We start from the raw sequence: 12,233 nt of genomic DNA, 5'->3' as shown, positions 1-12,233 counted from the left end.
CGCTGCGCGGTGTTGGGCTTGTGCCCGTTAGACGAGTCCAGTCAGATCACCCCTGGAAGTTACGCCGAGTTTGGTGAAGACCTGGTAGAGGTGGCCTTCCACGGTACGGACTGAGACGCCCATCTCCAGGGCGATGTCACGGTTGGAGGCGCCGCGCCCTGCCAGCCGGGCGATCTGGCGTTCCCTGCTGGTCAGCAGCGGGCTTCCGCTGCTGGGCACGATGGGAAGGTTGGCCACGGTGGCGGCCAGGATATCGAGCCGGGCCTGGGCTGTCCGTGCCGTGAGCGAATCGCCGTCCTGGCGTGCGAAATCCACCGCAAGGGCCATGCAGCGTGCTTCCACGGCATCCAGCTCCAGGGTGGCGGCAAGCTCGCCGCCCGCGAGGAGGGTCTTGGCGTCCTTGGTCCTGGTCCCGACGGCGATCAGCCGTGAGATTTCTGCCAGCGGCCCCTGGCGGTGGCCCGCAATCTCCTCCAACAGGCGGAAGTCCGCGTCACTGCCGTTCACGGTGGCCGCGAGAAGGTTGATCCCCGCCAGCGTGAAGCGCCCTGCGTCCATGTCCCTGCGGGCAGACTGCTTGAGCCCGGCAACGGCGTCGGGATCGCCGAGCCAGCGGCCGGCCACGAGGGCGCAGAATTCCGCCATGCTCTCGGCAATGAAGCTGGACTTTCCGGACGTCCTCTGCAGCTTGCCCAGGTATTTGCGTGCCTGCGCAGCGTTGCCGGTCTGGGCATGGGCCAGCGCAATGGCTGCGTACGCGCAGCGCAGGGCCGCCTGGACGGGTTGGAGCTCCAACTGTGCTGCCGCGGAGATCAGGGGGTCCAGGGCAGCGGCGCCACGGCCCGAGTAGACATAGGCGATGCCGGCCGCCAGCTCCGTTGCGGCGCTCCGGAAGGGAAGGCTGTGCGGCTCGTCCGTGGCCTGTGGACCCAGGAGGTCGATGCACCGACGCCACTGCCCCGCGATCAGCAGCACCAGGTAGGCCTCCTTGGTGTACCGCTCGCGCAGGCCAACGATATGAGAGGCATCACTGATCTGGCCCCCCAGCTGCCGCATGACGCTGAGCGCATCCATTTCCCGCCCCGTCATGGCCAGCGCGGTCATCAGCAGGATGGCAGCATTCATGCGGTGCCCGGTATCCGGGTTCAGCGCCGGATCGGAAGCTTTTTCAAGGGCGGGGATGATGGCGGCGTAGTCGCCCACGAAGGCACCGTACTCGAACTCGGTCAGCTCCACCCGGTTCGCCGCCGCAGCAGCAGGCCCGGGCCACCCCGTGCGGTTCGGTGCCTGCTCGAGCCGCTGCCGGGCTTCCGCCAGCAGGTCCGGCACCCTGGCAGCTGCGTCCGGAAGCCACATCATCACGTGTGACTTGGCCGCTATGACGTGGGCGTACTCCTCGACATCGAGCCCGTCCAGCTCCGGCTGCGAGATGTCTTCAAGTGCGGCCATGGCCTGGACGGGCATGTCCAGCTGGAGGTAGGCGGCGGCTTTCTGGCGCTGGCCGGCCACCCATTCCCCATCGGTCCGGCGAAGCATCTCCGCGTAGGTCAGGGCGAACCGTGGATCAAACAGCTGGACCGCGGCGTCGGCAGCCGCGAGTGCCAGGGCGGGACTCAGGTCCGCCTCGCACTCGTGGGTCCAGGCGGCGAAAGCCATCAGTTCCTCAACCGTCATCCCGGCAGGATCGGGTTCCGTGCCGCCCAGGAGCACGCTCCGCAGCTCCCTGCGCCGGGCAATGCTCAACCAGGTGCGAACCACATCCCCAATGTACTTTTCGCGCAGCGACACCCAGCGGTGGTCCGAGGCGTCAATCTCCAGCAATCCGCCGTCTTCCATGTCCGCCACCACGTCGGCCCTGTAGATGGCGGTAAGCCTTGAGAGTTCAACCCGGCGCGCGCAGGACAGCATCTCGATGACTTCCCGCGTTTCGGGCGTCTCCCTGGACCAGCGGGACCGGACGATGTCGTCGAGGCTGGCCGCGCCATCGAGCACCACTTTGTCCCGCAGCGTCCAGACGGAGTCGGACAGGACGAGGTTCCCGGACAGTTGCTGTTCGGTGACGAGCGCCTTCAGCAGCAGCGGGTTGCCGCCCACCATGTGGTGGTAGGTGCTGACCAGGGAAGCCGAGACCCGGTGGCCCAGGAGGGACAACAGGACCTGGCGGGTCTGCAGCTCGTTGAGGTTGCTGAGCCGGACTTCGGCGAGGCGCCGGTCCGTCAACAGCCAGTGGAAATCCGCCGGCAGGTCGCTGATCTTGGGCGCCACGGCAATGATCTTCGCCGTGCCGGTCAGGAGTACGTTCAGCAGTACCCCCGCGCTCATCTCGTCAATGCTTCCGGAAGTGTCCAGGGTGATCACGCAGGGCCGGCCGGCCGCATCGCTGCGGATCAGGGAGGTGATGCCGCGGAGTATTGCCGTGGGAGAGCCCATGTAGGCCTGCGGCAGCCGGGCCAGGAGGAAGGAAAGGCAGCCGTAAGGCGTGGTGGAACCGGCCGGACCGCTGCGGAGCTGCAGTGACCACACGTCCGGGCCCAGGTCCATGACCGCCGCCCGCGCAAGCGAGGACTTCCCCACGCCGCGGCCACCGGTGATGACCACGCCGAGGGAATCGGCGCTGGTGAGGGCGGTGCGGACAGCTTCGAGGTTTGCGCCGCGGGCAGGGGCAGACCACAGCTGGCCCTCCCGCTTGCCGGAGGCATCCCTGGTCAGCCCAACGTCGTGAGGTGTTGACCCACGTCCCCAGCTGAGTGGCTCGATTGACATGAACTTTTCCCCTACATCCCCGCGATAGCGGGATGTAGCCCCATTGCTCCCCCGCATAGGAAGAAGACTACCCCGGGGCACAGACAACGAGACAGGGCAAAGGGCCTTTAAGTTTTCATGTTGCTAGCGTTCGGACTTTGCGGGGTGGAACTTCTGCTGCGCCGCGGTCAGGCCATCGCGCACGAGGATCTCCACTGCGTCCGCTGCTTCGTCCAGCAGGAAGGGGAGTTCCTTGAGCTCGGCAGTGCCGAAGTCGCGCAGGACATAGTCGGCCGTTTCCATGCGCCCGGGCGGCCGTCCCACGCCTACCCGGACGCGGAGGTAGTCCTTGGTGGCCAGGGCCTTGGAGATGTCCCGCAATCCGTTGTGGCCGCCCTCTCCCCCGCCGATCTTGAGCTTTACCGTATTGAACGGGATGTCGATTTCGTCATGGACTGCCACCACATGGTCAGGGGCGATGCCGTAGAAGTTCGCCAGCGCGGCGGCGGGGCCGCCGGAAACATTCATGTAGGTCATCGGTTTTGCCAGCACTACGCGGGGTCCGCCAATACCCAGGCGTCCTTCGAGCACCTGGGCTCGTGACTTGTGGCTATTGAAACCGGCACCCATCCGGGCCGCGAGTTCGTCGAGCACCATCTGGCCGACATTGTGCCTGTTGCCTTGGTACTGCGCTCCCGGGTTTCCGAGGCCAATGATGAGCCAGGTATCAGTCATGAATCAATCCTAGGGTGGGGGTTTGCCGCGTCCGGTGCCGGTGAAGGGCAGCGGACATGCGAGTGGCCGGACCCCCACAGGAGTCCGGCCACTGGCGGGGAATGCTGCTGATTACTCGGCTGCTGCTTCCTCGGAGGCTGCAGGAGCCTCTTCGGAGGCGGCTTCGGTGCCCTCGCCGGCTTCTTCCTCGGCGATCTCGACAGCTTCCGAGATGTTCACCACGAGTGCCTCGGCGTCGGTGAGCAGAACGGAGCCCTTCGGCAGCACCAGGTCGGAAGCGTGGATGTGCTCGCCGGCTGCGCGGCCTTCGATGCTGACCTCAACGGCCTCAGGCAGGTGGGTGGCCTCAGCTTCGAGGGACACGACGGTGAGCTCCAGGTTGTGCACGGTGCCGGGCGCGGTTTCACCGGAAACGTGGACGGGAACGTCAACCGTGACCTTTTCGCCCTGGCGGACGGTCAGGAGGTCGATGTGCTCGATGATCTGCTTGATGGGATCGCGCTGGACGTCCTTCACCAGGGCCAGGTGGCCTTCACCGTTGATGTCCAGGGACAGCAGGGCGTTGGCGGTGCGGACTGCCAGGGTGGTTACCTTTGCCGGCAGGGTGATGTGGATGGGCTCTGCGCCGTGGCCGTAGATGACGGCGGGGATCAGGTTGGCCATCCGGGCGCGGCGGGCGTAGCCCTTGCCGAATTCGGTGCGTACTTCTGCTGCGAGCTTCTGCTCAGACATGGAAATCTCCTTGAAAACTAAACGGTGTTCAGCAAGGGCGGAGGTCTGTCGCGACCTTCAACGCCAGGCGGCCGGAGCCATGCCCATCTTGAAGGGAGATTCAGACCCAGTCGATAACGGAGACCTGCACTCCGGTGACCGCGTAAACGGTGACCGGCGCTCTCCCTCGCCAAGGTATCGCTGACAAGCCTACCAGCGCCGGTCGCGTTTACGGAAAACGGGACCGGCGCTGGTGGGCGTGCCTTAGGCGTTGCCGTCGAAGAGGCTGGTGACCGAACCGTCGTCGAAAACTTCACGAACGGCGCGGGCGATCAAGGGCGCGATGGAGAGCACCGTCAGCTGTGGGAACCGCTGGGATCCGGTGAGCGGAAGGGTATTGGTGACCACTACCTCGCGGGCGCCGGACTCCGAGAGGCGCTTGGCGGCGGGATCGGAGAAGACCGCGTGGGTGGCCGCGATGATGACGTCCTTTGCCCCGGCGTTCTTCAGCACCTGGACGGCACCGGAAATGGTTCCGCCGGTGTCGATCATGTCGTCGATCAGGACGCAGGTACGGCCCTCGATCTGGCCCACCACCGTCTTGGAAACAGCCTGGTTGGGCACGGTGAGGTCACGCATCTTGTGTACGAACGCGAGCGGCGCGCCGCCCAGCCGCTCTGCCCACTGCTCCGCCACCCGGACGCGTCCGGTGTCCGGGGAGACGACGGTGACGTTCTCGGCGTCCACCCGGGTGCGGATGTAGTCGGCGAGGAGCGGGATAGCCATGAGGTGGTCCACCGGGCCGTCGAAGAAACCCTGGATCTGCGAGGTGTGCAGGTCCACGCTCATGATGCGGTCCGCGCCCGCAGTCTTGTACAGGTCCGCAACCAGCCGGGCCGAAATGGGTTCGCGGCCGCGTCCCTTCTTGTCCTGGCGGGCGTAGGGATAGAACGGCGAGACCACCGTGATGCGCTTGGCGGAGGCGCGCTTCAGCGAGTCGATCATGATCAGCTGTTCCATCAGCCAGTTGTTCAGGGGTGCCGGGTGGGCCTGGATGACAAAGGCATCGGTGCCGCGGACGCTCTCGCCGGCCCGGACGTAGATCTCGCCGTTGGCGAAGTCATACGCGTCCACCGGCAGCAGCTCGGTTCCCAGTTCCTTGGCGATTTCCCGGGCCAGCTCGGGGTGGGCCCGCCCGGTGGCGAGCACCAGCTTCTTTTCGCCGCGCGCCGTAATTTCGCTCATGGTTGGTTGCCCTCTTCTGTAGATGCCGGGGTACTTGAGGAATCTTTGGTGGCTGCCTGGGCCAGTTCAGCGGAGCGGGTTCCGGGGCGGTTCGCCGCCACCCACCCCTCGGTGTTGCGCTGCGCTGCGACGGTCAGCACGAGCGCTCCCGCGGGCACGTCCTTGCGGATCACCGCGCCGGCGCCGCTGTAGGCGCCGTCCCCCACGGTGACCGGGGCAACAAAGACTGTGTTGGAGCCCGTGCGGACGCCCGAGCCGATGATCGTGCGGTGCTTCTTCTCGCCGTCGTAATTTGCCGTGATGTTTCCGCAGCCGATGTTGGTGTCCTCGCCGATTTCGGCGTCACCGGCGTATCCGAGGTGCGACAGCTTGGAGCCGCGGCCGATAGTCACGTTCTTGGTTTCGTAGAAGGCGCCGATCTTGCCGGTCTCACCGAGCACCGTTCCGGGGCGAAGGTAGGTGAAGGGCCCGACGGCGGCCCGGGCGCCGATGACGGCCCCGGAGCCATGGGTGCGGGTCACCGTGGCGCCCTCGCCGATGGTGACGTCCGTCAGGGTGGTATCAGGTCCGACGACGGCGTCCCTCGCCACGGTGGTGGCACCGTGAAGCTGCGTATTGGGGAGGATGCGGACATCCTCGTCCAGCGTCACCGATGAGTCGATCCAGGTGGTGGCGGGATCCACGACCGTGACGCCGGCACGCATCCAGGCCTCGACGGTGCGGCGGTTCAGCTCGGCGCCAAGGGCAGAGAGCTGGACGCGGTCGTTGGCGCCTTCCACCTGCCAGCGGTCGGCAGTGACGACGGCGGCCACCCGGCCGCCCGACTCGCGGGCCAGGCTCAGGACGTCTGTCAGGTACTTCTCGCCCTGTGAATTATCCGTGGTCACGTGGGCCAGGGCGTCGCGGAGGACTGCTGCGTCGAAGGCGTAAATGCCGGAATTGACCTCGCGGATGAGCCGCTCCGCCTCTGAGGAGTCCTTGTGCTCACGGATGCCGGTGACCGTTCCATCCTCCCCGCGGAGGATCCTGCCATAGCCCGTGGCGTCGTCCAGGACGGCCGTCAGCACGGTCACGGCGTTGGCCTCGCGCTCGTGGGTGGCAACGAGTTCAGCAAGCAGCTCACCGGAGAGCAGCGGCACGTCGCCGTAGGTCACCACCACGGTGCCCGTCAGGTGCTGGTCAGCGTCGAGGGCCTGGAGGGCGACTTCCACGGCACGGCCGGTTCCCGGAATGTCGTCCTGGTCCACGATCACGGCAGCCGGATCAACATCCTCGAGGTGGCGGGCCACGAGGTCGCGTTCATGGCGGACCACGATGGCAAGCCGGCGGGGGTTGATGCTGCGGGCCGCCAGCAGTGCATGGCCCACCATGGACCTGCCGCCGATCTCATGCAGGATCTTGGGGGTACGCGACTTCATCCGGGTACCGGCGCCTGCCGCCAGGACGATTACTGCGGCCGGGCCGGTGTTCTCGGGGATCACGTACGGGCTCTCCTTGCTTGGGTTACGCTGGCGCTGACGGTGTCCGGCCGCAATGCGGGCGGCACCGAATGTCATCCTACTGAACGCTCCACGCGCAGCAGTTCCGCCCATAGGATTCGAACCTATACTCCACGGCTCCAAAGGCCGGGGTGCTGCCATTACACCAGAGCGGACCGTGCCGTGGCGCGCGGCCGGGCACAAGTAGTTATTTTGCCACGGGTTCGGGGCGCTGCGCGACACGGGGCGGTCCCGCCGGCCCGGCCCTCCGGTTTCGCGTCCCGCGGTCCGCCCGCCGTCGCGCTGCAGGCTTGCCCGTGACAGGTGGTGCATGATGGAAATGTGAGCAACAACCCTCCGCGGACACGCATGACCGGCCTGCAGCGGCGGAGCCAGCTGATCGACGTCGGACGCGGACTTTTCGCCGCCAGGGGCCTTGACGGGACCACCATCGAGGAAATCGCGGCGTGCGCCGGGGTGTCCAAGCCGGTGATCTATGAGCACTTCGGTTCCAAGGAAGGCCTGTACACCCAGGTGGTGGACCACGAGTTCCGGCTCCTCCTCGACGCCATTAATGCCGCGCTGACCGAAGAGGCAAAACCCAGGGTCCTGGTGGAACGGGCAGCCCTCACACTGCTGACCTACATCGAGGACCGCACGGAAGGGTTCAGGATCCTGATGCGGGACGCACCGCCGTCGCAGCCTGAGGGGGCCTTCTCCACGCTGCTCTCCCACGTCACCGCCCGCGTAGAGCACATCCTCTCCGACGAATTCTCGCGCCGCGGCCTCAGCGGCGAGGACGGCGCCATGTACGCCCAAATGCTTGTGGGAATGGTGGCCATGACCGGCCAATGGTGGCAGGACAGCCGCCAACCGGACAAGCACACCGTCGCCGCGCACCTGGTCAACCTCGCCTGGAACGGCCTGACCGGCCTCAAAAGGGACCCGGAACTCATGTCCGAGGGTTAGTTTCCTGTCACCTTCGCAAGCTCCCGTGGTTTGTTCGCGGCGCAGGAGACCTTCGCCGTCGCTTAGCGCGTAGGCCCCTTCCCAACGCTCGCAAGCTCGCGTCGGGGCCCTCGGGACGACGCTTACGACGCATAGGTGATGCACCGGTCGCTGAGCGACCTCATGGGCCCGATGGCCCGCGATGCGCTCCTACGCGAAGGCCCCCCACACCGCTAGTGCGGACGTTTCGTCCAGCGAAGGGTCCCCATTCGAGGGTGTGAGTTGCATCCGCGTTGCCTCCCGCCCCACCTGCCGAAGGTTCCGTTCGGGAGTCGCCCCGCACCCACCCCCCTCATCCACCTGCCGAAGGTTCCGCGCGGGTTGCTTACTGTTCCCGGCGGCCAGGTGACGTCCCTTTGCCGAAGGCGGTCCTTCGGAAAGGAGCGCATCGCGGCGCATCGGGATGGGAAGCTCGCTCAGCGAGCAAGCGGCCCCTTTGCGACGTGTCTAAGCGACGTCGAAGGGCCGCCTCCGGCACCCAAGCCGGGGCACCTTGCCGTCGCCCAGAACGGGGTTACTCGCCGAGGACTTCCAAAGCCTCAAGCCATTCGAGTTCGAGGGCTTCGCGTTCCCCTGCGAGGTCCTTGAGTTTCTTGTTCTGTTCGGCCAGGGCGTCGAAGTCCGACTGCTCGGTGCTCTTGACCATCTGGTCGTGGACTTTCTTTTCCTGCTGTTCGAGCTTGCCCAGCTGCCGCTCAATGCGGTTCTTCGCTTTGCGGGCGTCGCGCTTTTCGGCCTCGGAGGCGCCGGATGGGGCTGCGGCTGCCGGCGCGGAACCGGCGCTGGTGACGGGGTTGCCGCCGCCGGTCACAGTGGACCCTGCCAGGGCGGACTCACGCAGCTCGAGGTACTGGTCCACGCCGCCGGGCAGTCCGCGGAGCTTTCCGTCGCCGAGGAGCGCCATCTGGTGGTCGGTGACGCGCTCCAGGAGGTAGCGGTCGTGGCTGACCACTACCAGCGTTCCCGGCCAGCCGTCCAGCACGTCCTCGACGGCAGCGAGGGTGTCCGTGTCCAGGTCGTTGGTGGGTTCGTCCAGCATCAGGACGTTGGGCTCCCCCACCAGCAGCCGCAGGAGCTGCAGGCGGCGCCGCTCTCCGCCGGAGAGGTCCTTGACGGGGGTCCACTGCTTCTCATTGGTGAAGCCAAGCTGTTCCACCAGCTGGCCGGCGCTGAACTCCTTGCCGCCAACATTGAAGGAACGCTTTTCGCGCTCGATGACCTCGATGACGCGCAGGTCCGCGACGTCGTCGAGCTCCTTGACCTCCTGGCTGAGGACTGCGGTGACCACGGTCTTGCCCCGCTTGACCTTCCCGGCGTCGGGGGTGATCTCTCCGTTGAGGAGTTTCAGCAGGGTGGTTTTGCCGGCGCCGTTGACGCCCACCAGTCCCAGGCGTTCACCTGGAGCCAGCCGGAGGGTGATGTTGTCAAAGAGCTTCCGCCCGTCCTCGGCGCCCTGGAAGTCAAGGGAGACGTTCTCCAGGTCCAGCACGTCCTTGCCCTGGCGTGCGGTGGCCATCTTGCTGAGGGCCATCGAGTCGCGCGGGGCGGGCACGTCGGCGATGAGGGCGTTGGCGGCCTCGATGCGGAACTTCGGCTTTGCCGTCCGGGCAGGAGCACCGCGGCGGAGCCAGGCCAGCTCCTTCTTGACCAGCTGCTGCCGCTTGCCTTCCATGACCGATGCGGAACGGTCGCGCTCGGCGCGCGCGAGCACGTAGGCGGCGTAGCCGCCTTCGAAGGGGTCGACGATCCCGTCGTGGACTTCCCAGGTTTTGTTACAGACTTCATCGAGGAACCACCGGTCGTGGGTGACCACCAGGAATGCGCCCTGGTTGGCGCGCCACCGGGTCTTCAGGTGCCGGGACAGCCACGCCACACCCTCGACGTCGAGGTGGTTGGTGGGCTCATCGAGCATGATGACGTCGTGGTCCTCGATCAGGAGTTTGGCCAGGGCCACGCGCCGCTTCTGCCCGCCGGAGAGCGCGTGGACGTTTGCGTGCCAGTCGACGTCGGACACGAGCCCGCCCATGACTTCGCGGATCTGGGGATTGCGGGCCCATTCGTAGTCCGCCTGGTCCCCCACGATCGCGGCACCCACCGTCAGGTCGCCGTCGAGCACGTCGCTCTGGTCCAGGTAACCCACGTTGACGTCGCCCCGCTTGGTGACGCGGCCGGAATCCGGGGTGGCGCGCAGGGCCAGCAGGCGCATCAAGGTGGACTTGCCGTCACCGTTGCGGCCCACCATGCCGATCCTGTCACCCTCCTCGAGTCCCAGGGTGATGCCGTCCAGGACGGTGCGGGTTGCGTAGGAGACCGTCAGGTTCTCGCCGCCAAGAAGGTGTGCCACAAGGAACTGCTTTCTGCTGCTGAGGGAGGGACTGTAAGACTTAGAGGTGGGTGTCGGAGATGATGCGCGCGCCCGGCACCGGGCCGTGGACGGCGAGGGCTGTCAGTCCGTAATGCCGCAGGTCCGCGGCCAGGCCTTCCGCCGCCACTGAGTCATCGGCCAGGAGGGCCACGGTGGGCCCCGATCCCGAGACAATCCCCGCGATGGCTCCGTGCGATTCCCCGATACCCAGCGTATCGCGCAGGGCGGGCGCCAGTTCAATGGATGCCCGCTGGAGGTCGTTGACCAGGACCCGGCCCAGCGCTTCGGCGTCTCCGCCGCGAAGGGCTGTGAGGATCTTGGGATCAACCCCGGTGGGTTCTGCCGCCTGGATGCCGCCGGCTTCCCTTATGCGGTCCAGGGTCCTGTAAACCTCGGGAGTGGGAAGTCCGTAATCTGCCGTGACGAGGACCCAGTGGGTCTGCGCCTTCGCCAACGCCGGTGAGAGTTCGTCGCCCACCCCCAGCCCTACCGCCGTCCCGCCCAGGAGGGAAAACGGGACATCGGCGCCCAGTTCCGCGGCAAGGTGCGCGAGTTCTTCCCGCGATAGGCCGCTGTTCCACAGTGCGTCGCACGCCAGGAGGGTTGCCGCAGCATCAGCCGACCCGCCGCCCATGCCGCCGGCCACGGGGACCCGCTTGGTGATCTCCAGGTGGACCCCGGTAGGGCGTTCGGAAACGTCCGCCATGATGGCTGCGGCCTTGTAGGCAAGGTTGTTTCCGTCCAGGGGAATGTCGGCGGCATCAAGGTCAACGGTGCTGGCCCGGTTCAGGCTGACGGTGATCCCGGGCGCCTCGGTGCTGGTGGCCGCGACTTCCTCGTAGAGGGACACGGCGAGGTACACGCTTGCGACGGAGTGGTAGCCGTCGGGGCGGAGCGGTCCTACCTCGAGGGAAACGTTGACTTTGCCGGGGGCTTTGACGCGGACGGTCCTGGCGGCGAACCGGCCTGGCAGGGCGTTCATGCCAACGCCTGCTTGGCTTCTGCGATTCTGGCGAAGGCGTGGATGTCTATGACCTCACCCCTGGCAGTGGGGTCGACGCCGGCAGCAACCAGGCAGCGCTCCGCTTCCGGTGCGCCGCCCGCCCACCCGGCAAGGGCAGCCCTCAGGGTCTTGCGGCGCTGGGCGAAGGCGGCGTCCACCACGGCGAAGACCTGTTCACGGGTTGCGGTGGTGGCGGGAGGCTCGCGGCGGGTAAACGCCACCAGCCCGGAGTGGATCTTCGGCGCAGGCCAGAAGACGTTCATTCCAATGACGCCGGCTTTGCGCATCTGGCTGTACCAGGCGGCTTTGACGGACGGCACCCCGTAGGTTTTGGATCCGGGGCCTGCGGCGAGCCGGTCAGCCACCTCGTCCTGGACCATCACCAGCCCGTGCTGAAGGCTGGGGAAATGCTGCAGCAGGTGGAGCACCACCGGGACCGCGACGTTGTAGGGCAGGTTGGCCACCAGCGCGGTGGGCTGTACGGGGAGCTCCGTGACTTTCATGGCATCGGCGTGCACCAGGTGGAAGCGGGCTGCAGCGGACGGCCGCCACTGGTCGACCGTTGCCGGGAGCTTGGCGGCCAGCACGGGGTCGATTTCCACTGCCACCACGGATGCGGCGGCATCGAGCAGTCCCAAGGTCAGGGATCCCAGCCCCGGGCCCACTTCCAGCACCGTCTCGTCCGGTCCGATGTCCGCGGCGGCCACGATCCTGCGGATGGTGTTTCCGTCAATCACAAAGTTCTGGCCGAGGGTCTTGGTGGGGCGGATTCCGATTTCCTCCGCGAGCCGGCGTATGTCGGATGCACCAAAGAGCGGTGCGGGCGCGGGGATTGGTTCAGTCACCTAGGTATCCTATCCCGCGCCGTGCACACCGCCCCGCACGGAAGGAGCAGGGGAGAAACAGGAAGAAGCCGCGATGCAGAGGTGGAGAAAGCGGGCGGAAC

Annotated in this window: 9 protein-coding genes and 1 tRNA gene; 1 reads left to right on the top strand and 9 read right to left on the bottom strand. The window is 66.7% G+C overall.

Going from position 1 to position 12,233, the window contains the following annotated elements:
• Positions 1-27: 27 nt before the first annotated feature.
• From NFU08_RS09360 to NFU08_RS09335, 6 genes are all read right to left on the bottom strand, one after another.
• Positions 28-2,763, bottom strand: a complete 2,736-nt coding sequence (locus NFU08_RS09360) for a LuxR family transcriptional regulator (RefSeq protein ID WP_251422478.1) — start codon at positions 2,761-2,763, stop codon at positions 28-30.
• 123 nt (positions 2,764-2,886) lie between these two features.
• Positions 2,887-3,477 carry an aminoacyl-tRNA hydrolase gene (gene pth / locus NFU08_RS09355; RefSeq protein ID WP_251422475.1) on the bottom strand — a complete coding sequence of 197 codons (591 nt, stop codon included), beginning with the start codon at positions 3,475-3,477 and terminating at the stop codon, positions 2,887-2,889.
• Positions 3,478-3,588: 111 nt separating this feature from the next.
• Positions 3,589-4,209, bottom strand: a complete 621-nt coding sequence (locus tag NFU08_RS09350) for a 50S ribosomal protein L25/general stress protein Ctc (protein ID WP_251422472.1) — start codon at positions 4,207-4,209, stop codon at positions 3,589-3,591.
• 243 nt (positions 4,210-4,452) lie between these two features.
• Positions 4,453-5,433, bottom strand: a complete 981-nt coding sequence (locus NFU08_RS09345) for a ribose-phosphate diphosphokinase (RefSeq protein WP_104185336.1) — start codon at positions 5,431-5,433, stop codon at positions 4,453-4,455.
• Positions 5,430-6,914, bottom strand: coding sequence for a bifunctional UDP-N-acetylglucosamine diphosphorylase/glucosamine-1-phosphate N-acetyltransferase GlmU (glmU, locus tag NFU08_RS09340; RefSeq protein ID WP_251422469.1), 1,485 nt, complete (start codon positions 6,912-6,914; stop codon positions 5,430-5,432). Before glmU ends, NFU08_RS09345 begins: the two co-directional genes overlap by 4 nt.
• Before the next feature lie 101 nt (positions 6,915-7,015).
• A tRNA-Gln gene (locus NFU08_RS09335) sits at positions 7,016-7,087 on the bottom strand.
• 166 nt (positions 7,088-7,253) lie between these two features.
• Between NFU08_RS09335 and NFU08_RS09330 the strand changes: the two genes are divergently transcribed.
• Positions 7,254-7,880 (top strand): TetR/AcrR family transcriptional regulator, encoded by a 627-nt coding sequence (locus NFU08_RS09330; RefSeq protein ID WP_251422466.1) that lies wholly within the window; start codon positions 7,254-7,256, stop codon positions 7,878-7,880.
• A 553-nt stretch (positions 7,881-8,433) separates the two neighbouring features.
• Here NFU08_RS09330 and NFU08_RS09325 read toward each other — a convergent pair.
• Genes NFU08_RS09325 through rsmA form a run of 3 tightly spaced genes read right to left on the bottom strand, consistent with a single transcriptional unit; the run spans position 8,434 to position 12,132 of the window.
• Complete coding sequence (locus NFU08_RS09325) at positions 8,434-10,263, bottom strand: ABC-F family ATP-binding cassette domain-containing protein (protein ID WP_174175596.1); 1,830 nt, start codon at positions 10,261-10,263, stop codon at positions 8,434-8,436.
• 40 nt (positions 10,264-10,303) lie between these two features.
• Positions 10,304-11,266: a 4-(cytidine 5'-diphospho)-2-C-methyl-D-erythritol kinase gene (locus NFU08_RS09320; protein ID WP_251422463.1), complete on the bottom strand. Its 963-nt coding sequence runs from the start codon at positions 11,264-11,266 to the stop codon at positions 10,304-10,306.
• Entirely contained in the window at positions 11,263-12,132 is an 870-nt protein-coding gene (gene rsmA / locus NFU08_RS09315; protein ID WP_174175592.1) for a 16S rRNA (adenine(1518)-N(6)/adenine(1519)-N(6))-dimethyltransferase RsmA, read from the bottom strand. Before rsmA ends, NFU08_RS09320 begins: the two co-directional genes overlap by 4 nt.
• Positions 12,133-12,233 lie beyond the last annotated feature (101 nt).

The organism is Pseudarthrobacter sp. NCCP-2145 (assembly GCF_023708005.1).
Taxonomy (GTDB): Bacteria; Actinomycetota; Actinomycetes; order Actinomycetales; family Micrococcaceae; genus Arthrobacter; species Arthrobacter oxydans.
This window is presented reverse-complemented; position numbering and strand designations above follow the sequence as displayed.